The sequence below is a fragment of the Trinickia sp. genome, from assembly GCF_057351765.1.
On sequence record NZ_JBMRBK010000079.1, the window covers coordinates 55,468 to 79,709 of the forward strand.

Below are 24,242 nucleotides of genomic sequence, written 5' to 3' on the forward strand. Positions count from 1 at the left end.
GGTCGGTCAGCTGAATTGCCTGGCAGGCTGTGCGGCCAGCAAAATGGCAGCATGCATCGCGCTCAGATCGCGGCCGGTATCGGTCGTTGCCAGAGCCGAGAGCATCGCGGCGTCATCGAACCGGATGTCGCAGACCAGGTCTTCGCTCTGGGCAAGCCTGACCGTTTGTGAAGGCGACAGCATCTGGATCAGGTTGGCCATCTGCGCCGACAAGCCCAGCCGAAACATGCCCTCGGCGAAATCATCGTTGAGCATGTGCTGCGCGAGCATCAGATACGAGATGTTGAATTCGCGCATCGATTCGAGCGTTTCGCGATCGTTCACTGTTTGCCTCTTCAGCGGGGGGCGGGTCGCACGACATTTGCCTGCACTGCTTCGAGGGACCTTCGGGCCGTGCGTGCGGTGAACGGAAGTATTGTTCAGATCGTTCGCGCTACCAATCAGCCACGGCGGAAGATTCTGTCGTCCGGACTACGCCCGCTGTCGGCGTTTTCCTACGTGGGCCGCTGCTCAGTGCGCGAGCACGCGCAGTCCATGCGCCAGATGTCCCACGGGCGCGGCCAGGAGCGGCCGGGCGACCCAACAGGCTGCCGCCCACGCCAGTGCGACCACGAGCAGATCGCAGCGCCCGCTCTTCCACCAGTTCAGCGAATGGCGCCTGAATATCCAAGGCACGCCGAGCGGATTGGGCCAGTCCGCAACGAGATGCATGAGGCCGCCGCACGCGAACCCGAACAGCGGCGCGGCGACGGGATGTGCATGGCCCAGCGAGCGATAGGCCAGGAGGAGGGCGGCAATCCATCCGACCCCCCAATGCGTGGCGGTGCGATGCGTGATCCAAAGCCGCCGGCTGCGGCTCCACCACGCGATTTCGAGCCAATCGGGCGCGGTGCCGCCTGCGACGCCCGCCAGGCACGCGGCCAAGCTGCCGATATACCAGGGGCCCGCCGCGCCCGCTTGCGCGACGAGCACCGCTGCGATCACACCTGCTGCCCAACCGGTCAGATGGTGCGCACTGCGAGATGCCATAACGAGGACCTGCTCGGAAGCCAAAAGGAATGGGACGCTATCACGGATGGGGCGCAGCCGTCGACGGCTGCGCGCCGGGATGCCACCAAAAGCGGAGGTGCCAACCGCCGGCGCAGGCATGCTCGATGCGCGGCCGCCTGCATGCCGCCGCCGGAGTCCCTATCATGCGTATCGCCCAGATCGCGCCGTTGTACGAAAGCGTCCCCCCTCACGCATATGGCGCGACCGAGCGCATCGTCCATTACCTGACCGAAGCGCTCGTCGCGCGCGGCCACGATGTGACCCTTTTCGCGAGCGGCGACTCGCGCACGTCGGCCCACCTCGTGCCGAGCTGCGAGCGCGCGTTGTGGCGCGATCGCAATGTCTGGGATACGCAGGCTCACCATCTTCATCAACTCGGGCAATTGGCCCGGCGCGCGCACGATTTCGATATCGTGCATTTTCATGGCGAGCCGCTGCACTTTCCGCTCGCGCGTTATCTGCCTTGCCGCCATATCACGACGCTGCACGGCTTACTGTTGCCCAACGACCATGGCCCGCTGCTGCGTACCTTTGCCGACGTTCCGCTGGTCTCCATTTCGCGTTCGCAGCGCACTCCGTTGCCCTGGGCTCGCTGGCAGCGCACGGTCCACCACGGCATACCGCCCGACGAACTGCCGTATGCGGAGCGTGCTGGTGAGTATCTGCTGTTCATGGGCCGGATAACGCCCGGCAAGCGTCCCGATCTGGCAATCGAGATCGCCTGTCGTGCGGACGTCCCGCTCAAAATCGCCGCGGTGGTTCACGAAGGCGAGCGAGCCTATTTCCACGAGACGATCGAACCGCTCATCGCACGACATCGCCGCCATGTCGAATTCCTCGGCGAAGTCGGTGGCGAAGCGCGGGCCCGTCTGCTTTCCAATGCCCGCGCGCTGCTGATGCCGATCGATTGGGAGGAGCCGTTCGGTCTTGTGATCGTCGAGGCGATGGCCTGCGGCACGCCTACGATCGCGTTCCGTCGCGGTGCCATACCGGAGATTGTCGAAGACGGCCTGAACGGCCGCGTGGTCGACGACGTCGAAAGCGCCGTCGCTGCCGTTCACGCGATAGGCGACATCGACCGCCGCACGTGCCGTCGCGTATTCGACGAGCGTTTCACGGCACAGCGGATGACCGGCGATTATCTGAGCGTCTATGAAAGCCTGCTCGCCCGGCAGCCTTACACTCCCGCGAGCCCCTATTACGCCGGAGCCAGGGTGATGAGGCGGCCCGCCGGATAGGCGGGCCTCCGGTTATTTTTTCTGGCTACCGAGTTCCGCGCCCGTGGTGGGATCCACGGTGCGGTCTGACTGCTGGCGCTGCGCCATGGCCTCGAGCGCCGTACGCTCCGCATTGGACAGGACGACCGATGCCTTGCCATCGCCCCCATCCGCTGCCGCGGGCGGATTGGCGACGAGCCGCAGGCCATCGCCCCGATTCCACGGGCCTTCGATAGGCGCGTCGCCTTGCGACATCTTGTAGTAGACCTGCGCGAACTCGCTCGAGGGCGGACGTTTTCCCGGCGGGAAATTGCCCGTGATCGAATACAGCGCTTTCTCGAACGACTTCTGATGCGAGACTTCGCGCGTCATGAGAAAGCCCAGAGCATCGCGCACGCCCGGGTCGTCGGTCACGTTCATGAGGCGTTCATAGATAATTTTTGCGCGCGCCTCGGCGGCAATGTTCGAGCGCAGATCGGCGGTCGGTTCTCCGATCGTGTCGATGTAGGCCGCACTCCAGGGCACGCCGCCCGAATTCGTGAGCGCCGGACCCCCGCCGTAAAGCAGTTGCGTCACGTGGCTGTCATTGCCGGCGCCGTGGAGCTTGCGATAGCTCTCGGCTTGCGCATCGATGTTCTCGGCGAGCTCGCCTTTCGCACCGCGGTTCAGCATCGCGACGATCGAACCGATGATCTCGAGGTGGCTCAGCTCTTCGGTCGCGATGTCATAAAGCATATCCTTGCGCCCCGAATCCTCTTCGCCAACGGCTTGCGTGAAATAGCGCATGGCGGCGGCGAGCTCGCCCTGCGGCCCGCCGAATTGTTCGAGCAGCAGATTGGCGAGACCGGGGTCGGTCGCGCCGACGCGCACGGTGTATTGCAGACGCTTGTTGTGAATGAACATGGGAACTCCTTCGAGAAGACGAGAATGGATGCCTCCGGCCAGGTATCGGTGCCCGCTCGGCCTATCCGGATACGCAACGGCTATTCCCGCCGGCCCACGTCGGCTCATTGCCGGTGTGGCAGGCAAATTGCTGGGTGCAGGCGCAAAGGAGGGCGCCATGAGCGACCATCGACAAGGACCATTGAAAGAGCGGCGCCGTCTCGGCAGTTGGATGCCGGCGCGGGAAGAACGCACCGCGGCGTTTCGCTGCGAGATTGCCGCGCGGGCGCGGGCAAGGGCCGAACGCGCGGGGCAGGCATGATCACTACGCAAGCGTGGTTCGCGACCTGTCGCATCTCGTGCACGGCGATCCCGTGCTTCGGATGAACCTGACCCGCGCAATCGACGATGCGCGCGACGCCGGCTATGAACTGGGCTACGGATCGATCGATGAGTTGATTCGCATCGTCGACTATCGTGCGCGAAAACGCGGGTGCGCGGTATTCCGGCCGGGCGTCATCGATACGTCCGTGCCGCAGCCGCCGTACCGCGACGATGGCCCCCCGATCCGCGTCAATGCGCATCTTGCGACGGCGAAGCGTTCGAGGCGTTGATCGAAGCCGAATCTTGGCGGGTGATTTGCCCAGTGCTCGCTACCTGTTACACGACCTTTCGCGGATTTTGCGTGCGGCGGCGCAAGCACACCGGGTGGACGTAAGCGCGCAGCGGGTATATAAGAACCGCACGGGGTCTCGACCGGCGGTGCGTTTGCGGAGCACGGCGGCCGGCGCAGGACCCGCCGAATGTGAGGAAATGACCGTCATGATGTCCGATCCGTCGAACAAACCCAGCGAAGACCGACCCTCCAAACCGCTCGAACTAGGCGAGTTCGAATCGGCGCTCAGTCACGTCGACAAGCAGCTCAGTACCGGTAACATCGCCGTCAGCGCCGCAAAAGGCATCGTATATAGCTTGATCGAGACGCTTGGCGCGCTCGTGGGCGATCCCGACCTCCCCGAGCATAGCCGGGCAGGCTACGAAGGATTGCTCGAGACGGCCCGGGAACTACGGGCGAAGATCGGCATGTAGCGCGGCGCCGATTTGGCAAGCATCGGCCGTCGGTCCGACCCGCCGAGGACGGCGTCTAGCGCCGAATCGGCGACGCCCGGCTGCGGCCTGCTAAAATGCCCGCGCCGCCATGTAGTGGATCGCAGATGAAATTGCTTGATGCTTTGGTCGAACAGCGCATCGCCGCCGCAGCAGCGCGTGGGGAGTTCGACGATTTGCCCGGCGCCGGAGCGCCGCAGGAACTCGACGACGACTTGCTCGTGCCCGAGGAAGTGCGCGTCGCCAATCGTATACTGAAGAACGCGGGTTTCGTGCCGCCGGCCGTGGAGCAACTGCGCTCGCTGCGTCATCTGCAAGACGAACTGAACGCCGCGGGCGACCAGGCGGCGCGTTGCCGCCTACAGGCCAAGCTGCTCGCCCTCGATATGGCACTGGAATCGCTGCGCGGCGAGCCAACGGTCGTGCCGCGCGAATACTGCCGCCGTATTGCCGAGCGGCTCTCCGAGCGCGTTCAGAGCGACGCGCAAGATGCGGCCCAGCCGCAGCAGGTTGGGCTTTCGTGAACGAACGCGATACGCGCTCCGTTGCGCCCGGTTCCGAGCAGAACGGTGCGAGCGCCAATGCGCAGGCCGCAACGGAGCGTGATCGCCGTTACATGGCACAAGCGCTGCAAGCCGCCGAGTCCGCGCGCGCAGCGGGTGAAGTGCCGGTCGGCGCGGTGCTGGTGCAAGGCGAACGCGTGCTCGCAACCGGCTTCAATCATCCCATCGGCGCTCACGACCCGTCGGCTCATGCCGAAATGGTTGCGTTGCGCGCGGCCGCCCAAACGCTGCAAAACTATCGGCTACCCGGCTGCGAGCTGTATGTGACGCTCGAGCCGTGTCTCATGTGCGCGGGCGCCATCATGCATGCGCGGATCGCTCGCGTCGTGTTCGGCGCGCACGATCCGAAGACGGGGGCGTGCGGCAGTGTCGTCGATGCCTTCGCCAATTCCCAGCTCAACCACCACACCCAGGTTAGTGGCGGCGTGCTCGAAACCGAGTGCAGCGACGCGCTGAAGTCATTTTTTGCGCATCGGCGCGGGGCGATTCGCGCCGCGCGTGCCGCGGCAACCGCGCATGCCGCTGGTGCGGCTGGTGCCGCCGATACCGCCGATGAGCAGGCCTGCATGCCCCGTCAGCCCGTGTGAGTAACATTGGCGAGGCGACACGTTCACCCGTTTCGAAATCGACCATGACCCGTTCGCACACCATCGAGATCGTCGCTCCCTCCGGCTACCCGCCCGATATGGCCGCCGTCGAGCGCGGCGTTGCGCGACTGCGCGCGCAAGGTCACCGCGTGAGCGGCGAGGAGGTGGCGCAGCGCCGTTATCTGCGCTTTGGCGGTACCGACGCGCAACGTGCGGGCGATCTCAACCGGCTTGCCGATCCGGCCCATCCGCTGCCCGACATCGTGCTGGCCTTGCGCGGCAGCTACGGGGCCGTGCGCATTCTCGACTTGCTCGATTATGCGGGTCTCGCGGGACGCCTTGCGGGGGTCCCGATCGCGATCTGCGGGCACAGCGATTTCACCGCGATTCAATTGGCGCTCTTTGCGCGTGCGGGTCTCGTGACGTTCGGCGCGCCGATGCTCACGGCCAATTTCGGCGCCGAGGCCATCAGCGCCTTCACCGACGAATGTTTCTGGACGGCGCTCGAATCGAGCGAATTCACCGTGCGCGAAATCGTCGCGCAACGCGTTGAAATCGACGTGAGCGGCACGCTCTGGGGCGGCAATCTCGCGATGATCGCCGCGCTCGTCGGCACGCCTTACATGCCGCATATCGACGGCGGGATTTTGTTCGTCGAAGACGTCAACGAGCACCCGTACCGCGTCGAGCGCATGCTCTATCAGCTTCATCACGCCGGCATTCTCGCGCGCCAGCGGGCGCTGATATTCGGCGATTTCATCGGCGGGAAGCTGGCGCCCATCGACAACGGTTACGACTTTTCCGCCATGCTCGAGCACATTCGCACCGTCACGGGCGTACCGATCGTAACCGGCCTGCGCTTCGGCCATGGCAGCGAACTCGTTACGCTGCCGTTCGGTGCCCGGGCGCGTCTCCAAGCCGACGGCGACGGGTTCTCGCTGACCGTCCGCGGGCATCCGACGCTCGCCTGAACCGCGCTTCCCGTCGCGCAACGCGCGCGACAAATTGTTGACAATCTGACGCTCGATTTCGCGCCCGGATGCGGTGCGCACCTTTCTCGGGAATGCACGCGGCTGGCGCGTCCATGCACCAAATAGCGGATTTTTAAGTGAAAACCCGCAATGATGGGTGCGGTTCGTGGTCGAGAAAATTGTTGACAATCTTTATGTCCAACCTACTATACCGATCATGCCGACGCCGAAATCATCCGACGCCGCAATACCCTCGGCGATTGCCGAGCGCATTCGCGACGCGATCCTCGAACACCGGTTGAAGCCCGGCGCGAAGCTAACCGAGGCTCAGCTGTGCGAGGTGTTCGATGTCAAGCGCGGAACGGTGCGGCAAGCGCTCTCGCAGCTCGCCGGCGAGCATCTCGTCGATCTCGAGCCGAATCGCGGCGCCTTCGTGGCCAGTCCGTCGCTACGCGAGGTGCACGAGGTGTTCGAGATGCGCCGCATCGTCGAGGCCGCGGTGATCGAGCGCGTTTGCGGCAATCAAGACGGGAAGGGGGCGGCGCATTTGAAGGCGATCGCCAAGATGATCGAGCGCGAACGCGCTGCGTTCGAGCATCGCGATTTCCGCTCGTGGATCCGTCTATCGGGCGAGTTTCATACGGCGCTCGCGGAGCTCACGGGTAATCGCGTGCTCTGCAATTGTCTTGCGGGGCTCGTTGCGCGCTCGACGTTGATCTCTGCGCTCTACGAATCGCTGGGGCGCAGTCCGTGCTCGTTCGACGAACACGCACAAATCGTCGATGCAATCGGCGCCGGCGACACCGCGCGCGCCTCGGAATTGATGGTGCGTCACTTGCAGACGGTCGAATTGAAGATGCTCGATCGGCCCGCGCGCGGGGCGGCCGATTTGCGCGAGGTATTCGGCTAACACCCGGATGCGCCGTGGGCCCGCGGAAGGCCGGTCCGCTTCAACTGTTTAGTACAACTAAATAATTTTCAGCCGCGAATCGCGCCGACCGCGGCTGCCGTTCGACAGGCGCTCGGTCTTGCGCGGGTATCCGACACGCCGCGCAGCAACGTTGTTCCTTTACCGGAGACGCTTATGCCTGACCTGACCGTACCCACCGATGCCGGCGCTGTCGGCCCATCGTCCTCCCATGTCGATACGGGTGTGCCCGCGGGCTATAGCGAACGTCTGTGCAACGCGGATCTCGCGCCGCTGCGCGATCAACACTGGGGCGCGTACAACATCTTCGCGTTCTGGATGTCGGACGTGCATAGCGTGGGGGGCTATGTGTTCGCGGGCAGCTTGTTCGCGCTCGGTCTGACGAGTTGGCAAGTGCTGATTGCACTGTTGGTCGGCATCGGGATCGTGAATGTCTTCGCAAACCTGATCGCCAAGTCGAGCCAGCAAAACGGCGTGCCGTACCCGGTCATTTGCCGTGCCACGTTCGGCGTGCTCGGCGCCAATATCCCGGCCGTGATTCGCGGTCTCATCGCCGTTGCCTGGTACGGGATTCAGACCTATCTCGCATCGAGCGCGTTCGTCATCGTCCTGCTCAAGTTCGCCCCGCAGCTGATGCCCTATGCCGACGTTCATCACCATGGCTGGCTCGGCTTGTCGACGCTGGGCTGGGCCGGCTTCATGGTGCTCTGGGTGTTGCAGGCACTCGTGTTCTGGAACGGGATGGAGACGATCAAGAAGTTCATCGATTTCGCGGGCCCCGCGGTCTACGTGGTCATGTTCATCCTGGCCGGCTACATGGTTGCGCGCGCAGGCATATCGAACATCCATCTGAATCTGGGAACCGTGAAGTACCACGGCTGGGAGGCATTGCCTGTCACGATCACGGCGATTTCGCTCGTCGTCTCGTACTTCTCCGGGCCGATGCTGAACTTCGGCGACTTTTCGCGCTACTGCAAGAGCTATGCGAGCGTCAAACGCGGCAATTTCTGGGGGCTGCCGGTCAACTTCCTGGCGTTCTCGCTGGTCACGGTCGTGACGACGTCGGCGACGCTGCCCGTATTCGGCGAGCTCATCACGGATCCGGTCTCCACGGTCGGGCGCATCGATCAGCCGTTCGCCGTCGTGCTGGGCGCGCTGACGTTCATGATCGCGACGATCGGCATCAACATCGTCGCGAATTTCGTCTCTCCGGCGTTCGACTTCTCGAACGTGGCGCCGAAGCATATCAGCTGGCGCGCGGGCGGCATGCTGGCTGCGACGGCGTCGGTGTTCATCACGCCGTGGAACCTGTTCAACAACCCGGCCGTGATCCACTACACGCTCGATGTGCTCGGCTCGTTCATCGGCCCGTTATATGGCGTTTTAATCGTCGATTACTTCATCGTGAAGCGGCAGCATGTCGTGCTCGACGATCTCTATTCGATGTCGGAACACGGAACCTACTGGTACCGAGGCGGTGTGAACTGGCGCGCCGTCGCGGCCGTGCTGCCGGCTGCGGCGCTTGCCGTGGCCTGCGTCATGACGCCCGCGCTCGCAACGCTTGCGAACTTTTCGTGGTTCATCGGCGTGGGGCTTGCCGCCTTGTTCTATTGGCTCGCCACACGCGGGCTGCGCGGCTGATCGTCCGACGACATACTCAACGCTCGCGGGAACCACCAGGCCATGAAGATCAAACTCATCAATCCGAATACGACCGCACGCATGACCGATACGATGGCGGCATGCGCGCGCAGCATCGCGGCGCCGGGCACCGAGGTCATTGCCGCCACCTCGAGCATGGGGCCGCCATCGATCGAGAGTTGGTACGACGAGTCGCTCGCGCTGCCGGGGTTGTTGGCCGAAGTGGCGGCCGGCGAGCGCGACGGAATCGACGCTTACGTCATCGGTTGTTTCGGCGATCCGGGCTTGTTCGCGGCGCGCGAGCTTGCGCGCGGCCCCGTCATTGGCATTGCGGAGGCCGCAATGCATGCGGCGAGCGTCATCGCGCCGGGCTTCACGGTCGTCACCACGCTCGCCCGTACGACGGGCATGGCATGGCATCTGGCCGAGCGCTATGGCATGAAGCGGTTTTGCCGCAACGTGCGCGCGACCGAGGTTGCCGTGCTCGATCTTGACCGGCCCGGCAGCGGGGCGCGTCGAGTCATCGTGGATGAATGCCGCCGCGCGCTGGCGGACGATGGCGCCGACGCCATCGTGCTCGGCTGCGCCGGCATGGTCGACCTTTGCCGCGCGATCGAGGACGCGATCGGCGCGCCCGTCGTCGAAGGTGTCACCGCGGCGCTCAAATGGGCGGAGGCGCTCGCCTCGCTCGGGCTCGCCACGGCCAAACGCGGCGAGTATGCTCGTCCGCTCGCGAAGCGCTATGACGGTCCATTGGCCGAGTTCAGCCCGCGCGAGACGCCATAGGGCACCGCACAGCCGGTCCGCGGCATCCGCGCTGCCGGCGCGGGACATATGCGCGCGGTGAGCTTCGCTATCGGCGCGCCCGTATGGGCGCCCGAGGGCGTTTTCTATACACTGATCCGACTGATTCGAACCTTTGCCGTGCCTCGCACGCATGCCGCTGCGCCGCACGGACGGTCAACCTCTTTCTGGCAGGAACTTTGCCATGACATTCGAGCCTCGCTATCCGCGCGACCTGATCGGCTATGGCCGGCAACCCGTCCAGGCCGATTGGCCCGGTGGGGCGCGCATCGCTGTGCAGTTCGTTCTCAATTACGAGGAGGGCGGCGAAAACTGCGTACTGCATGGGGATCCCGCTTCCGAGCAGTTTCTGTCCGAAATCGTCGGCGCTGCCGCTTATCCGGCGCGGCACATGAGCATGGAGTCGATGTACGAGTACGGCTCGCGCGCGGGCGTCTGGCGCATCTTGCGCGAGTTCGACAAACGCGGCCTGCCGCTTACGATCTTCGGCGTCGGCATGGCGATCGAGCGCAACCCCGAAGTGGCACGCGCGTTCGTCGAAGCGGGGCACGAGATCGCCTGTCACGGATGGCGCTGGATCCACTATCAGGACATGCCGCCCGAGCGTGAAGCCGAGCATATGCGGCTCGGCATGGAGGCGATCGAGCGCGTGACGGGCGTGCGCCCGCTCGGCTGGTATACAGGACGCGACAGCCCGAACACGCGGCGGCTCGTGGCCGAGTACGGTGGCTTCCTTTACGACTCCGACAACTACGGCGACGATTTGCCGTTTTGGACCGAAGTCGAGGTGACAGGCGGCGAAAAGCGGCCGCAACTGATCGTTCCGTATACGCTCGATACGAATGACATGCGGTTTGCGACGCCGCAAGGCTTCAACACGGCCGATCATTTCTTCAGCTACTTGCGCGATGCCTTCGACGTGCTTTACGAGGAAGGCGGTGAAGCACCGAAAATGCTGTCGATCGGCATGCATTGCCGTCTGCTCGGCCGGCCCGGGCGTTTTCGCGCGCTGCAGCGGTTCCTGGACCATATCGAAGGCAGGGATCGCGTATGGGTGGCGCGCCGCGTCGACATTGCGCGCCATTGGCATACGCGTCATCCCTATCGGCCAAACAAGGATGGCGCGCGCGCGTGAAGCCCATGCAATACCGATACACGCTGGAACAACTGAACACGATGCCGCGCGACGCATTCGAGGCCGCGCTATCGGGCATCTTCGAGCACTCTCCCTGGGTGGCGCGGCAGGCGGCCGAGGCAAGGCCGTTCTCGAGTATCGATGCGCTTCATGCGGCGATGTGCGGCATCGTGGCCAACGCGGGCCCGGCGCGGCAACTCGCGCTCATCAATGCCCATCCGGAACTCGCCGGCAAAGCTGCGGTGCGCGGCGAGTTGACGGCGGAATCGACACGCGAGCAAAGCGGTGCGGGTCTTGCGCAATGCACGCAGGAAGAGTTCGATAAACTGCAGCGTTTGAATCGAGCCTACCGCGAGACGTTCGGTTTTCCGTTCGTTCTCGCCGTGCGCGGCTACGACCGGGCGGGCATCATCGCGAATTTCGAAGCGCGTTTGAACAACGCGCGCGACGAGGAACTGCGCACGAGCCTGGAGCAGATCTATCGCATCGCGCGGTTTCGCATCGACGATCTCGTGACGGCATGAACGCATCGATGCATTGATAGATCGACATTTCGAAAGATACAAAGGACGACAACGATGGCCCTCCCGATTCTCGACCCGAACGCGCCCGAGTTCACGCGCCGCTACGTCAATCTGGCCGATCCCCGCCTGGGCGCGCAGGCACTGGTGGCGAGCGACGAATTTTTCGCGCCCAAGGATCGCATGCTGAGCCCGGAGCCTGCCGTATTCATTCCGGGAAAGTACGACGAGCACGGCAAATGGATGGACGGGTGGGAGACGCGCCGTAAGCGCACGACGGGGTACGACTGGTGCATCGTGAAACTGGCGCGGGCCGGTACCGTCAAGGGCGTCGACATCGACACGAGCCATTTCACCGGCAACTTTCCGCCGGCGGCCTCGATCGAGGCCGCGTACGTGCCCGGCGGGGGGCAGCCTGACGATGCAACGCAATGGGCGCAGATCGTGCCTTCCACGACGTTGCAGGGCAATAGCCATCACTACCTGGAGACGAACGACACGCAGGCATACACGCACGTGCGCCTGAATCTGTATCCCGACGGCGGCGTCGCGCGCCTTCGCGTGTATGGCCAGCCGCAAGTCGATTGGGCCAATGTGAGCCGCGGCGCCGCGCTCGATCTGGCCGCGATGGAAAACGGCGCGTATATCGTCGCGGCGAACAACGAACATTTCGGCGCGGCCTCGACGCTATTGATGCCGGGCCGCGGTATCAATATGGGCGATGGCTGGGAGACGCGGCGGCGCCGCGAACCGGGCAACGACTGGGCGATCGTCGCGCTTGCGCATGCCGGCACTGTCGAGAGAATCGAAGTGGATACCGCGCATTTCAAGGGCAACTTCCCCGATCGCTGTTCGCTGCAAGCGGCTTGCGTCTCGGGGGGGACCGATCGCTCGATCGTCACGCAATCGATGTTCTGGCCGGTGCTGCTCGACGAGCAGAAGCTGAGCATGGATGCACAGCATGTGTTCGACACCGGTCTCGCCGCGCTCGGACCCGTGACCCACGTGCGCTTCAATATCTTCCCGGACGGCGGCGTCTCGCGCTTGCGTGTCTGGGGCCGCATCGAGTGAGCGCGGTATGAGAGAGCTTCTTATCGAACCGCTCACGCGCGCCGCGTTCGCGCCGTTCGGCGATGTCATCGAGCTCGATGGCGCGCGCCAACTCCCGATCAACCTCGGGACGACGATGCGCTACCACGACCTCGCCCATATCGATGTTGCCGAAGGTGGAGGGCGGCCGCTCCTGAATGTCTTTCGAGGCGAGCCGCGTGCGTTGCCGTTCGAAGTGCGGATGCTCGAGCGGCATCCGCTCGGCAGCCAAGCGTTCGTCCCGCTGACGGACGCGCCCTATTTGATCGTGGTGGCCCCGAAGGGCGAACTCGTGCCGGCCTCGATGCGCGCTTTCGTGTCGCGCGGCTGGCAGGGCGTCAACTACGCCAAGGGCGTCTGGCACCATCCGCTCATTGCGCTCGATCGAGTCAGCGATTTCGTCGTCATCGACCGCGGCGGCGAAGGCCACAACTGCGACGAGCAGACGCTGCCCGAGTCCGTGTGGCTCACCCAGGACGGCATGCGGCGCGCGCTCGCATGAGCGTTCGCGCCTGATCTCGCCCCGAAAATGGCGAGGCGGGCAAGCATAGTATTGCACCGCCGCAATCATCGAATACCCTGCCCACGTTTCGGCTCTTCCATGCTAAAGACGACGAAATTCGTGTCGTTATCAGAGCTAACGGATTAGAAGCTAGAAGCGCTGCCTACAAGAAGCAGCGCAATCCGTCGAAGAGCGAATACAAACGGGGTGTGTCGTGAATCAAAAACGATCGACCTGGACGCGCACGGCCGCGCCGGGAGAAGTCATCTATTCGGAAGGTTTCGCGGGCGAGCCCGTTATCTATGTGATTACGGAAGGTCGAGTCGAGATTTCCACACACTGCGACGAAAAGAAGGTCGTTCTCGCGACGGTTGGCAAGGGCGAATTCTTCGGCGAAGCGGCGCTGCTGCCGAGCGAGCCCCGCGCGCAGACAGCGAAGGCGTTGAGTTTTTGCCAATTGACCGTCGTGCCGTCGAGCATGGTCGATGAAGAGCTCGAGCGTGCTTCGCCGCTGCTGAAGCATTTGCTCAGAACGACCATTCGCCGCGGGAAAAAGAAAGACGACCTGCTCGCTACCTACACACATGCCGATTTCCTGCCGGGCGTGGTCTCGTACGCCCATGTACTGGCCCTGATGGCGAGTGGGGAAGGCACGGAGGCCTCGGATGGCTGGGGACGCCGTTCGCAGCCCGATGAGGTCGCGGTCACGTTGCCCAGCGTCATCGCGAAATGCCGTGCCATCGCCGGCCATTCTCGCCCGCACGTGATGACGATGCTCCGGCGCATGGAAAAGCTCAATCTCGTCGCCATGGAATTGGGCCGGACCGAGCATCTCGCCAACAACGGCCGGCACTCGACGAACGATGGCGCGACGGCCCGCCAAGTCGTGCGATTCGATCCGGCTCGGATTATCGAGCGCGCACAACAGGTTGCCGACCACGATCTCGATGTCGCGATCAACAGCGAGCTCGAACTGATCGAGCTCTCGGATCTCGAAGCGTTGATCGGCGTCGAGCGCAAGGTGCTCATGAACAAGCTGTCGCACTCGGAGATTGCGGAAGACCTGTTCGCGTTTCGCAAGACGAACGTCCTCAGCTACGTCGAGCAAAAGGGCATCAGCTATTTCACGAAGCGCAGCGCCCGGCCTGGCGGCGAAGTGGCCTCGCTCGAGGATCTCGAGTATGTCGATCAACGCACGCTGTTCGAAGCAGTCAGCGCGACCGACACATACGATCTCGCCAAGATGCTTGCCGCGATGACGGACGAGGCTGTCGCCGAGCGGCTCCAATCGGTCATGACCGAAGCGCGCAAGAAAGAGGTCTCCTGGGTGATGCGTCGCGAGATCAAGCTCGATCCGCTCGAGGTGAGCGATATCGAGCAGCGGTTCATCGAATCCGTCAGGGCGATCAAATTGGCGGCGGCTGGTGCGCCGGCCGAGCCGGTCAGACGCGAAGCCTGAACGGTAACCCGCGGGCATGACGAGGCGGCCGCGACGGTCATGCCGCGCATGAGGCGGTGAAGCGAGCCGCGCGGCGCGCAAAGGAACACACACACTATGGACTTGCTGACGATATTCGGCGCGCTGCTGGGCACGGCCGCGATTGGTACGGGTTTTTGGCTGGAAGGCGGGCATTTCTCGACGCTCTTTCAGCTCGAGGCCTTCGTCATCGTGCTCGGCGGTACGCTGAGCGCGGTGATGATCCAGAATACCTGGGCCCGCTTTTTCGACGGCATCAAGCAACTGCATCTCGCGTTCATGAAACCGCGGACCGTCGATCGCGAGAGCCTGTCGGTCCTGCTCGAATGGGGGGATCAGGCCAAGCTCAACGGCATGCTGGCTTTCGAGTCGCTCGATACGAGCGGCATCAACCCGTTTGCGCGGCGCGGCCTCGAGCTGCTCGCGAACGGTGTCTCGACCGCGGTGCTCGAAGACGCGTTGCAACGCGAACTCGCCTCCTACGAGCGTAATCGAATGGCCGCGGCACGCATCTGGCAGCAGGCCGGCGGTTACGCGCCGACGTTCGGCATCCTCGGTGCCGTGCTCGGGCTGGTGCATGTCACGGGCCATCTGCTCGAACCGGCTCAGCTCGGGGCCGGCATTGCCGCGGCCTTTACCGCGACGCTCTACGGACTGGCGATCGCCAATATCGTGTTCCTGCCGCTTTACGGCAAGATCAAGGCGCAAGTCGAAAGCGAGCTGCGCTTCAGGCGGCTTTACCTCGATGGCTTGCTCGCAATCTCGCGCAAGGAATCGCCTCAGACGATCGAAACGCGTCTTGCCGGCGAAGTCCGCGAGCGCTCCGCCGAGCTTTTGGCCTGATCGGCCGTCCGTACCGGCTTTTCCCGGTTGTCGGGCAGCCGCACCGCTTTGACGAGGTTTTCGTGCCATGAACATTTTCGCGGGGGGCAAGCGCCTGGCGTCCGACATCGGCGGGCACGAGCGCGGGGAAGACAGTGACGAACACTCGGAGCGCTGGCTTATTTCCTACGCCGATCTCATCACCACGTTGATGGTGTTTTTCCTGGCGCTGTACGTGTTGCAGCTTGCTCGGTACCGCGAGCTCGAGAGCAAGGCGTTCGAACAGCGCATCGTGAAACAACACGAGCAGGCGGCCGCGGCCAATGCGGCCAATGCCCGCGACGGCGTGCGTGAGGGCGCAAAAAAGACGTTGATGGCATTGCTGAAGCCTTTCGGCGATAGCGGTCAGATCGCCATGGTCGATACGCCGCAAGGGCTCGAAATCGCAATCAACGCCCGGGTTCTGTTCAATTCGGGCGATGCACGGTTGTTGCCCGATTCGTTCGCGGTGCTGACCGAGGTTGCCCACGTGCTGGCCGATCATTCCACCCGCAACGTGCTCGTCGAGGGGCACAGCGACAGCGTTCCGATTTCCAACGCGAAGTACGCGTCGAATTGGGAGCTGTCATCGGCTCGCGCCGGGGCCGTCGTGCGCTTTCTCGTCGACAAGGGCGTTGCCCCGCATCGATTGTCCGCCGTCGGCCGGGCCGACAACGATCCCCTCGTGCTCGGCAGCGACGAGGCGGCCCGCGCGGCGAACCGGCGCGTGACGGTTCTCGTTCAATACTGAAGCGGGGCGCGCGCGGTAGTTTTTGCCGCCTCGGCGATCCGGCCCCGGTCGATGCCCGCGCTTTTGCTGCGGGCATCGTAGTTTTAGCGGCCCGCGCGCGTAGGAAACCGCTGACAAGCCTGCCTCCACGTATTACGTGCGGTTCAGCGTCGGCTGATTTGCTTCGGCGTTCGTCTGACCGATACTTTGGTCACAGGAAACCGGTTGTTCTTGCAGCCGATCCGATTCGAAGGCGTCCGCCGGAGGAGATTGAAATGAGCCGCATAGCGCAAGACCTGCTCGAACTGAAGCGCCTCACGCAGGGCGGCGCCGGTGCACTGACGCAGCACCTGCTGCGCGAAGTGGCTGCGAATCTCATCGCATTTGGGGTAGCCGACCTACGCAGCGGCGGCTGACACGCTCAGCCCGGCGACGCAAACGTTTGCGTGTTGCGCCGCGTCGTGCAAAAGGACATTGGAACATCCCGCGTCAGGCGGGGAAGAACCAGGCAATCAGGGAATCTAACAACAGAGCAGCAAACCCGGATAGAAGCAGAGGAAAGCTATGAACGCGTTTAATAACCACGAATCGATCCGCGAAATCAATCTGTCGTATCTGACGCTCGTGCAGCGGTTGCTGCGCGAGGACCGTAACGAAGGGGTGGCGAAGCTGGGCTTGACGGCTTCATTGGCGGAAGTGCTGTCGGGTCTTTCGCCGGAGCAAACCTTGAAGCTTGCGTCGCGCGATCAACTCGTCTGCTTCTTCCGCTTGAACGGAGATGCCATGCTGGGCGCCCTTGGTACGCCCGCGGCAGCCAAGCCCGTCGCTCAGGAGCCGGCGCAAGCGCTCGCTGCCTGAGCGCGCCGGTGTGAATCCTCTGGTCCGTCGTGGAGGTTGGTAGCCGAGCATTTCAGCGCTCGCTCGGAAACCGCGGTACCGCGCGACGGACTCTACCTGCCCGCCCTTGTCGGCGGGCTTTTTTTTTCGGCCGCTCACTGTTGCGCGCCGGCCTCGAACCACGCCGCTAGCTTCGCTCGCTCGTCGTCGGTCATGTGGGTGACATTGCCGAGCGGCATCGACTTCAACTGAACGGCCTGTTGGTAGATACGCTGCGCGTTTTGCTCGATCTGCTCGTGGGTATCGAACATGACGCCCGCGGGCGCGCTACCCATCAAACTTGGATGCGCCGAGTGGCAGGCTACGCACCGGCCCTGCAAGATGGGTGCGATATCCGCGACGCGCAGCGCGCTCGCCTGAGCCGCCTGGGCTTGCGGCGCGACCGATCGCGGCATCGTCCATACGAGCGCGATCAATACGAGCGCAATCCCGGAGGCCGGCAGATACCAGCGTGCCTCGCCGCGATGACGCATCACGAAGAACTGCCGGATCAATGCCCCCGCGAGCATGATGAGTGCGAGCACCGCCCAGTTATAAGGATGGGCGTAGGTCATCGCGTAGTGGTTCGATAGCATCGCGAAAACGACGGGCAGCGTGAAATAGGTGTTGTGCACCGAGCGCTGTTTGCCGCGCTTGCCGTAGATCGGGTCGGGGGTCTGCCGCTTCAGCATGGCGTCGACCATCTTGCGTTGCCCCGGGATGATCACGAAGATCACGTTGGCCGACATGATCGTCGCGAGCATCGCGCCGACGATGAGATAGGCTGCGCGGCCGGCGAAGACGTGGCAAGCGAGCCAGATCGCCGCGAGCACATACGCGCCTACGCATAGGCCGAGCAGCCGATCGTTCGAGCCGAGTACACGGCACAGCGAATCGTAGACGATCCAGCCTGCGGCGAGAAAACCGAGCGCCGAAGCGATCGCCACGACCGGCCCCATGTCGAGCACATTGCGATCGATCAGATAGGTGCCCGGTGCAAACAGATAGAGCACGGTAAAAAGCGCGAAGCCTGACATCCACGTGGTGTAGGACGGCCACTTCGACCAATGCAGGTGGTCGGGCAACGCCGGGGGGGCGACCATGTATTTCTGCATGTTGTAGAAACCGCCGCCATGTACGTGCCAGAGCTCGCCCGATACGCCGCGTGCGGCGAGGGCCGCGTCTTTCGGTTTTTTGAGGCTGTTGTCGAGTGCCACGAAGTAAAACGACTCGCCGATCCAGGCGATCGCGGCGACGACATGAAACCAGCGGATCGCGAGGTTGAGCCAGTCGGTTACGAAACCTGCCATGAAGTGTCTCCAGCGTTCGAATGCGATCGTCGCGGCGCGTCAACTGCCGCGATAGGTGCTGTACGCCCACGGCGAAACGAGGAGCGGCACGTGATAATGAGCCGCCGCATCCGCCACGCCGAAGCGCAGTACGACGCGATCGACGAAGCGTGGTTGCGGTAGGGCAACGCCGGCCGCGGCGAAGTAATCGCCTGCATGAAAGACGAGCTCGTACTCGCCTCTCGCGAACGCGCCGCCTTCGACGAGCGGCGCATCGCAGCGGCCGTCCGCATTGGTGACAGCGGTGGCGACGAGCGCGCGGCTATCGTCGCCGCCGAGCGCGAACAGTTCGATCCTGATGCCGGCGCCGGGCCGGCCGTGCGCGGTGTCGAGCACGTGGGTGGTGAGTTGTCCCATCGCATGCGGTCCTGAGTTCGTATGTCGGCATTCTAAAAAGTCGAAACGCTGCGTGCGCGACCGATAGGAAAGATAATGGCGCTCGCATGACGCGCGGCAGGGATGGAGCCGGACTCGCGCCGGCGAGGACGACTATATCGTAGCCGTGAAGGTGGGTATCGCAGGTGGACCTATTGCCACCGCTATTTTGGCCCTCGATCGTTAGGGCCTGTCTACATAGGGAGCGTACATGCCCGATCAGTCAGGCGCCGGAGCAGCTGCGCCGCGGCCCGCAACGCTACTCGTCAAGCATGCCGACGTGCTCGTGACGATGGACGGGGCGCGCCGCGAACTGCGCGATGCGGGGCTTTTTATCGAAGGCAACCGGATCGCCGCCGTCGGGCCGACGAGCGAGTTGCCGGGCGGCGCGGACGAAGTGCTCGATTTGGCCGGCCACCTCGTGATGCCCGGTCTCGTCAACACTCACCACCACATGTATCAGAGCTTGACCCGAGCAGTCCCCGCGGCGCAAAACGCGGAACTGTTCGGTTGGCTCAAGAGCCTTTACCGCATCTGGGCGCATCTGACACCGGAGATGATCGAAGTCTCGGCGCTGACGGCAATGGCGGAGCTCGTGCTCTCAGGATGCACGACATCGAGCGATCATCTTTATTTGTACCCGAACGGCAGCCGGCTCGACGACAGCATTGCGGCGGCGACACGCATCGGCATGCGCTTTCACGCGTGCCGGGGCAGCATGAGCGTGGGCGAGAAGGACGGCGGCTTGCCACCGGATGCCCTCGTCGAGGACGAGGGCGCGATTCTGACGGATACGCGGCGCCTCATCGAGACCTATCACGACGCCGGCCGCTACGCGATGCTGCGTATCGCGGTCGCCCCGTGCTCGCCGTTTTCGGTGAGCCGCGATCTGATGCGCGAATCGGCGGCGCTCGCGCGGGCATACGGCGTCTCGCTGCATACGCATCTGGCCGAAAACGTCGACGACGTGGCTTATACACGCGAACGCTTCGGCATGACGCCCGCCGAGTATGCCGAGGACCTCGGCTGGGTCGGCCCGGACGTGTGGCATGCGCACTGCGTGCAACTCGACGAGGCAGGTATCGGGTGCTTCGCACACACACGCACGGGCGTTGCCCATTGCCCATGCTCGAACATGCGGCTCGCATCGGGTATCGCCCCGATCCGGGCCATGCGCGACGCTGGCGTGCCGGTGGGACTGGGCGTCGATGGTTCGGCCTCGAACGACGGCGCACAGATGGTGGCCGAGGCCCGGCAGGCCATGCTGCTCCAGCGCGTGGGCTTCGGCCCCAATGCAATGAGTGCGCGGGAGGCGCTGGAACTCGCCACGCTCGGTGGGGCCGCGGTGCTCGGGCGAGACGATATTGGCGCACTCGCCCCCGGCATGGCGGCCGATTTCGCGGCCTTCGACCTGCGTCAACCGGGCTTCGCGGGCGGGCTGCACGACCCCGTGGCGGCACTGGTTTTTTGCGCTCCGTCTCCGGCTGCATGGAGCGTGATCGACGGAAAGGTGGTCGTGCGCGAAGGGCGGCTCGAAACGCTCGAACTGGCGCCGCTTATCGCGCGGCACAACGCGCTCGCGCGCAGCCTCGCGCAAGCGGCGCGCTGAATGCGCGCGGCGTTGCGCGAAGGGGCGCTACGCTGTATCAAGCCGCATCGCCGACGAGCGAGCGCGTGGCGTCGGCGACTACGCTGCGCAACCAGCGCACTTCGTCGGAGTAGTGCGAGCGTTCGTGCCAGAGCTGGTAGTACTGCATCGGCGGAAAGTCGAGCGGCGCCGGCAGCACGGTGAGCGGCAGAAACTTCGCGTAGTGATCGGCGAAGAGCCGCGTGGTCGTGAAGATCAGATCGGACTTCACGAGCACGTAGGGCGCGAGATTGAAGTAAGGCAGCGTGACGACGACGTGGCGTTTGAGCCGCTCGCGCGCGAGATGCACGTCGATGGCGCCGCGCTGTCCGACCGAATAGGGCGACGGCGCGAGATGCGGGGCGTTCAGGTATTGATCGAGTGTCAGCGCGCCGCGCTTGGCAAACGGATGGGTCTTGCTCATGACGCAGACGATCTCGTCGATGAACAGATTCGAGAGATGCAATTGCTCGGGCGGCTCGGGCCAGTTGCCGACGACGACGTCGAGCTTGCCTTCCTCGAGCGCGAGTTCGTAATCGAAAGCGGGGCCGAGCGAATGGAACTCGAGCTGCGCGTTCGGTGCGGCTTGCCGGAAGCGCTCGACGACGGTCGGGACGAACAGCACGTTCAGGTAGTCGGGGCAGCCGATGCGGTAGCAACGAATGGAGGTGGCCGGATCGAAATTATGTTGCTGAAAGCGGATTCGCTCGATTTCGCGTAGCGCGTTCTGCACGGGCTCGAGCAGCTTCAGGCCGTATTCGGTCGGCACCATGCCGGATTTGCCGCGCACGAGCAGCGGATCGCCTGTGATGTCGCGCAAGCGGCGCAGCGCGGCGCTGATCGCGGGCTGGGACTGATTGAGCTTGACGGCGGCGCGCGTCACGCTGCGCTCCATCAAGAGGGTATGCAGGACGCGCAGCAGGTAAGTGTCGATCGCCTCGCGTTGCTGACTCATGTTCTCTCCGTTTTCCGTATATTGAGCGGCTGATCGATCGGGGGCGGGGATATCAGGCTTTTAATATGTGCATAAATTCGCGTCAAGCGAGGAATGCGTCGGGTTCCCCTTCGATTTTGTCGGCTCGACGGTACGCCGGGATTTGGGTATCGTCGGACCACGGCGATGCACGCGGGCCGCGGCGGCCAGGCGATTAACTTATGAGCGATCTTTCCTTTTCAGAGAACGGATTCGACGATGCGGCGGCGCCGCGCACACCGCGCCTCGCACTTCACGGTATCAGCAAGCAGTATCCGGGCGTGCGTGCCAACGACGGCGTCGATCTCGTCGTCGCGCCGGGCGAGATTCACGCGGTGCTCGGCGAAAACGGCGCGGGCAAGAGCACGCTGATGAAGATCATCTATGGCGCGGTGCGGCCCGATGCCGGGGAAATCCGCTGGGAGGGGGCGGCGGTCGAGATCGCGAGCCCCGCGGCGGCGCGCAAGCTCGGCATCGGGATGGTGTTCCAGCACTTCTCGCTGTTCGAAACGCTGACCGTGGCCGAAAACATCGCGCTCGCGCTCGACGAACCGTTCGACCTTGCCGCGCTCGCGAAACGGATTCGCGACGTCTCGCACGAGTACGGGCTCGACATCGATCCCGCGCGGCATGTGGCGAGCCTGGCAGTCGGCGAGCGGCAACGTGTCGAGATCGTACGGTGCCTGTTACAGCATCCGCGCCTGCTGATCATGGACGAGCCGACTTCCGTGTTGACGCCGCAGGCGGTCCAGAAACTGTTCGAAACGCTGCGGCGTCTTGCCGCTCAGGGCTGCAGCATTCTCTATATCAGCCACAAACTCGACGAAATCCAGGCGCTCTGCGATACGGCGACCGTGATGCGCGGCGGCCGCGTGACCGGTCGCGTCCGGCCGCGCGACGAAACACATGCGTCGCTCGCGCAGTTGATGGTCGGCCATTCGCTGCCGGACTACACGCGCCGGCCCCATACGCCGGGGGCGGTGCTGCTCTCGGTCAGGGACCTCTCGGTTGCGAGCAACGATCCGTTCGGCACGTCGCTCGCCGGCGTCTCGTTCGACGTGCATGAGGGCGAGATTTTCGGCATCGCCGGCGTGTCGGGCAACGGGCAGGCCGAGCTGCTGGCGGCGCTGTCCGGCGAGGGCAATGGCGCGGTCGCTGCCGACGCGGTGATGCTGTGCGGCAAACCCGCGGGGCGGCTTTCGCCCGCCGCGCGCCGGCGGCTCGGTTTCGCGTTCGTCCCGGAAGAGCGGCTCGGGCGCGGCGCGGTACCCGCCATGTCGTTGGCGGAAAACGCGTTGCTGACGGCGCATCGCGACGCGCGCATGGTGCGGCATGGCTGGATTGGCGCCCGGACGATGCGCGCCTTCGCCAAGCGGTGCATCGAGATGTTCGACGTCCGATGCGGCGGGCCTGATGCGCTCGCGCAATCGCTCTCCGGCGGCAATCTGCAAAAGTTCATCGTCGGACGCGAGATTCTGCTTTCGCCGAAGGTGCTCGTCGTGGCGCAGCCGACCTGGGGCGTCGATGTCGGCGCGTCGGCGTTCATCCGTCAGCAGTTGCTCGATCTGTCGGCGAGGGGCGTCGCCGTGCTCGTCGTATCGGAGGAGCTCGACGAGCTCTTCGATATCTGCGATCGCATCGCGGTATTGGCGGGCGGGCGGCTGTCGCCGGCGCGTAAATCCGACGAGACGCACGCCGAAGAGATCGGCCGCTGGATGGCGGGCCTGTTCGGCGATCGGGGCGCAGCGCCGTCGGAGCCGCAGCCGGCGCATAGCTGAGTCCAATAGCCGTCGCCGGCGCATAGCGCTCGCAACCGATACGACAAACGATACCGACCACGACCGTTCGACCATGCCATTTCCTTACCGACTCGAAGCCCGCACAGCGCCCTCCCATACGATGCGGCTTGCGGTGCCGCTCATCGCGGCGGCGCTGACGCTCGTTATCGGATTCGCCATCTTCGGGCTCGTCGGCCGCGATCCGGCCGTCGCCATGCGCGCCTTTTTCATCGATCCGCTCTCGAGCGTCAACGGCTGGTCCGAACTCTTCCTCAAAGCGTCGCCGCTTTGTCTGATCGGCCTGGGACTCGCGCTCGGCTACCGAGCCAACGTCTGGAATATCGGCGCGGAAGGACAAATGCTGGCGGGCGGCATCGCCGCAAGCGGCGTGGCGATCCATTTCGATCAGGCGAGCGGCGCGTGGATCCTGCCTCTCATGATGGCGGCAGGCGTGCTTGGCGGCATGGCTTGGGCGGCGATACCGGCTTTCCTCAAAAGCCGGTTCAACACCAGCGAAATTCTCACGAGCCTCATGCTGACCTATGTCGCCACCCAGTTGCTGATCTTCCTGGTGAGCGGTCCCTGGCGCGACCCGCAAGGCATGAACTTTCCGATCTCGGAGATGTTTTCGGGCGATGCGCTCTATCCGACGTTCGGCGGGGATTGGCATTGGAAGTTCATGCGCGGCACGCGTCTGAATGCGTCGATCTTCATAACGGCCGCGGCGGTTCCGCTCGTCTGGCTTTTCATGCGCAAGAGCTTTGCGGGGTTCCGCATGAACGTGGGCGGGCTCGCGCCGCTGGCCGCGCGCTATGCGGGGTTCTCGGAGGGCCGCACGATCTGGACCTCGCTGCTCGTGAGCGGCGCGCTTGCCGGTCTGGCCGGCATGGGCGAAATCGCCGGACCGATCGGTCAATTGCAGGCGAGCTGGTCGCCGGGCTACGGGTTCACGGCCATCATCGTCGTCTTCGTCGGGCGGCTTCATCCGGTCGGCATCGTTTTCGCGAGCCTCTTGATGGCGTTGCTTTATCTCGGCGGCGAGGCCGTCCAGACCTCGCTGCAACTGCCGCAGGCGCTCAGCGGCGTGTTTCAGGGGCTGCTGCTCTTTTGCCTGCTCGGAGCCGATTTGTTCGTGAACTACCGCGTGCGGCGCGTCGCGCTTGCCGGGCAAACCTGAGCCCCGCGCCAACCCGTCAGCC

The 24,242-nt window shown here is 64.2% G+C and carries 28 protein-coding genes; 22 read left to right on the forward strand and 6 right to left on the reverse strand.

Going from position 1 to position 24,242, the window contains the following annotated elements; translation table 11 throughout:
• Positions 1–6: 6 nt before the first annotated feature.
• Both flhD and ACO1XS_RS22260 read right to left on the reverse strand, forming a co-directional pair.
• On the reverse strand, positions 7–324 hold the full coding sequence (gene flhD, locus ACO1XS_RS22255) for a flagellar transcriptional regulator FlhD (RefSeq protein ID WP_173258091.1): 318 nt from the start codon (positions 322–324) through the stop codon (positions 7–9).
• Between the two features lie 186 nt (positions 325–510).
• Positions 511–1,029 (reverse strand): metal-dependent hydrolase, encoded by a 519-nt coding sequence (locus tag ACO1XS_RS22260; protein ID WP_331572138.1) that lies wholly within the window; start codon positions 1,027–1,029, stop codon positions 511–513.
• Positions 1,030–1,193: 164 nt separating this feature from the next.
• On the opposite strand from ACO1XS_RS22260, the gene ACO1XS_RS22265 reads away from it, so the two are divergent.
• Positions 1,194–2,288 carry a glycosyltransferase family 4 protein gene (locus ACO1XS_RS22265; RefSeq protein ID WP_331572140.1) on the forward strand — a complete coding sequence of 365 codons (1,095 nt, stop codon included), beginning with the start codon at positions 1,194–1,196 and terminating at the stop codon, positions 2,286–2,288.
• Between the two features lie 12 nt (positions 2,289–2,300).
• Here the strand turns inward: ACO1XS_RS22265 and ACO1XS_RS22270 are convergent, their stop codons facing one another.
• Complete coding sequence (locus ACO1XS_RS22270; RefSeq protein WP_331572142.1) at positions 2,301–3,170, reverse strand: manganese catalase family protein; 870 nt, start codon at positions 3,168–3,170, stop codon at positions 2,301–2,303.
• 157 nt (positions 3,171–3,327) lie between these two features.
• Between ACO1XS_RS22270 and ACO1XS_RS22275 the strand changes: the two genes are divergently transcribed.
• From ACO1XS_RS22275 to ACO1XS_RS22360, 18 genes are all read left to right on the forward strand, one after another.
• On the forward strand, positions 3,328–3,471 hold the full coding sequence (locus ACO1XS_RS22275; protein ID WP_331572144.1) for a hypothetical protein: 144 nt from the start codon (positions 3,328–3,330) through the stop codon (positions 3,469–3,471).
• A 61-nt stretch (positions 3,472–3,532) separates the two neighbouring features.
• The gene (locus ACO1XS_RS22280) at positions 3,533–3,763 is read left to right on the forward strand and encodes a hypothetical protein (RefSeq protein WP_486391724.1); all 231 of its coding nucleotides are present in this window, start codon (positions 3,533–3,535) and stop codon (positions 3,761–3,763) included.
• Between the two features lie 208 nt (positions 3,764–3,971).
• Positions 3,972–4,238 (forward strand): hypothetical protein, encoded by a 267-nt coding sequence (locus ACO1XS_RS22285; protein ID WP_173258101.1) that lies wholly within the window; start codon positions 3,972–3,974, stop codon positions 4,236–4,238.
• Positions 4,239–4,363: 125 nt separating this feature from the next.
• Positions 4,364–4,780, forward strand: a complete 417-nt coding sequence (locus tag ACO1XS_RS22290) for a DnaJ family domain-containing protein (RefSeq protein WP_331572148.1) — start codon at positions 4,364–4,366, stop codon at positions 4,778–4,780.
• Positions 4,777–5,406 (forward strand): tRNA adenosine(34) deaminase TadA, encoded by a 630-nt coding sequence (gene tadA, locus ACO1XS_RS22295; protein WP_331572150.1) that lies wholly within the window; start codon positions 4,777–4,779, stop codon positions 5,404–5,406. Before ACO1XS_RS22290 ends, tadA begins: the two co-directional genes overlap by 4 nt.
• A 44-nt stretch (positions 5,407–5,450) precedes the next feature.
• A complete protein-coding gene (ldcA, locus tag ACO1XS_RS22300) occupies positions 5,451–6,377 on the forward strand; it encodes a muramoyltetrapeptide carboxypeptidase (protein WP_486391725.1) in 927 nt (308 codons plus the stop codon).
• 217 nt (positions 6,378–6,594) lie between these two features.
• On the forward strand, positions 6,595–7,287 hold the full coding sequence (locus tag ACO1XS_RS22305) for a GntR family transcriptional regulator (RefSeq protein ID WP_440560311.1): 693 nt from the start codon (positions 6,595–6,597) through the stop codon (positions 7,285–7,287).
• Between the two features lie 174 nt (positions 7,288–7,461).
• On the forward strand, positions 7,462–8,946 hold the full coding sequence (locus ACO1XS_RS22310) for an NCS1 family nucleobase:cation symporter-1 (protein ID WP_486391726.1): 1,485 nt from the start codon (positions 7,462–7,464) through the stop codon (positions 8,944–8,946).
• A gap of 42 nt (positions 8,947–8,988) precedes the next feature.
• Positions 8,989–9,732: an aspartate/glutamate racemase family protein gene (locus ACO1XS_RS22315; protein WP_331572158.1), complete on the forward strand. Its 744-nt coding sequence runs from the start codon at positions 8,989–8,991 to the stop codon at positions 9,730–9,732.
• A 202-nt stretch (positions 9,733–9,934) separates the two neighbouring features.
• Complete coding sequence (gene puuE / locus ACO1XS_RS22320; protein ID WP_331572160.1) at positions 9,935–10,885, forward strand: allantoinase PuuE; 951 nt, start codon at positions 9,935–9,937, stop codon at positions 10,883–10,885.
• Positions 10,882–11,409 (forward strand): 2-oxo-4-hydroxy-4-carboxy-5-ureidoimidazoline decarboxylase, encoded by a 528-nt coding sequence (uraD, locus tag ACO1XS_RS22325; RefSeq protein WP_331572162.1) that lies wholly within the window; start codon positions 10,882–10,884, stop codon positions 11,407–11,409. Before puuE ends, uraD begins: the two co-directional genes overlap by 4 nt.
• 54 nt (positions 11,410–11,463) lie before the next feature.
• A complete protein-coding gene (gene alc, locus ACO1XS_RS22330) occupies positions 11,464–12,477 on the forward strand; it encodes an allantoicase (protein WP_331572164.1) in 1,014 nt (337 codons plus the stop codon).
• A 7-nt stretch (positions 12,478–12,484) separates the two neighbouring features.
• Positions 12,485–12,997, forward strand: coding sequence for an ureidoglycolate lyase (locus ACO1XS_RS22335; protein ID WP_331572166.1), 513 nt, complete (start codon positions 12,485–12,487; stop codon positions 12,995–12,997).
• Between the two features lie 214 nt (positions 12,998–13,211).
• Complete coding sequence (locus tag ACO1XS_RS22340) at positions 13,212–14,456, forward strand: Crp/Fnr family transcriptional regulator (protein ID WP_331572168.1); 1,245 nt, start codon at positions 13,212–13,214, stop codon at positions 14,454–14,456.
• 96 nt (positions 14,457–14,552) lie between these two features.
• Positions 14,553–15,317, forward strand: a complete 765-nt coding sequence (locus ACO1XS_RS22345; protein ID WP_331572170.1) for a flagellar motor protein — start codon at positions 14,553–14,555, stop codon at positions 15,315–15,317.
• Between the two features lie 67 nt (positions 15,318–15,384).
• The gene (locus ACO1XS_RS22350) at positions 15,385–16,086 is read left to right on the forward strand and encodes an OmpA/MotB family protein (RefSeq protein ID WP_331572172.1); all 702 of its coding nucleotides are present in this window, start codon (positions 15,385–15,387) and stop codon (positions 16,084–16,086) included.
• A 254-nt stretch (positions 16,087–16,340) separates the two neighbouring features.
• Positions 16,341–16,481, forward strand: coding sequence for a hypothetical protein (locus tag ACO1XS_RS22355; protein WP_331572174.1), 141 nt, complete (start codon positions 16,341–16,343; stop codon positions 16,479–16,481).
• 148 nt (positions 16,482–16,629) lie between these two features.
• Complete coding sequence (locus tag ACO1XS_RS22360) at positions 16,630–16,923, forward strand: flagellar transcriptional regulator FlhD (protein WP_486391727.1); 294 nt, start codon at positions 16,630–16,632, stop codon at positions 16,921–16,923.
• 134 nt (positions 16,924–17,057) lie between these two features.
• On the opposite strand, the gene ACO1XS_RS22365 is transcribed toward ACO1XS_RS22360, so the two are convergent.
• Positions 17,058–18,251, reverse strand: coding sequence for a urate hydroxylase PuuD (locus ACO1XS_RS22365; protein ID WP_486391728.1), 1,194 nt, complete (start codon positions 18,249–18,251; stop codon positions 17,058–17,060).
• Between the two features lie 39 nt (positions 18,252–18,290).
• On the reverse strand, positions 18,291–18,647 hold the full coding sequence (gene uraH / locus ACO1XS_RS22370; protein ID WP_331572178.1) for a hydroxyisourate hydrolase: 357 nt from the start codon (positions 18,645–18,647) through the stop codon (positions 18,291–18,293).
• Between the two features lie 229 nt (positions 18,648–18,876).
• Between uraH and ACO1XS_RS22375 the strand changes: the two genes are divergently transcribed.
• Positions 18,877–20,274: an 8-oxoguanine deaminase gene (locus ACO1XS_RS22375; protein ID WP_486391729.1), complete on the forward strand. Its 1,398-nt coding sequence runs from the start codon at positions 18,877–18,879 to the stop codon at positions 20,272–20,274.
• 37 nt (positions 20,275–20,311) lie between these two features.
• Here ACO1XS_RS22375 and ACO1XS_RS22380 read toward each other — a convergent pair whose 3' ends face one another.
• Positions 20,312–21,247, reverse strand: a complete 936-nt coding sequence (locus ACO1XS_RS22380) for a LysR substrate-binding domain-containing protein (RefSeq protein ID WP_331572182.1) — start codon at positions 21,245–21,247, stop codon at positions 20,312–20,314.
• Between the two features lie 200 nt (positions 21,248–21,447).
• Between ACO1XS_RS22380 and ACO1XS_RS22385 the strand changes: the two genes are divergently transcribed.
• The gene (locus tag ACO1XS_RS22385; RefSeq protein ID WP_331572184.1) at positions 21,448–23,043 is read left to right on the forward strand and encodes an ABC transporter ATP-binding protein; all 1,596 of its coding nucleotides are present in this window, start codon (positions 21,448–21,450) and stop codon (positions 23,041–23,043) included.
• A 73-nt stretch (positions 23,044–23,116) separates the two neighbouring features.
• On the forward strand, positions 23,117–24,220 hold the full coding sequence (locus tag ACO1XS_RS22390) for an ABC transporter permease (protein WP_331572186.1): 1,104 nt from the start codon (positions 23,117–23,119) through the stop codon (positions 24,218–24,220).
• Positions 24,221–24,242: the final 22 nt, after the last annotated feature.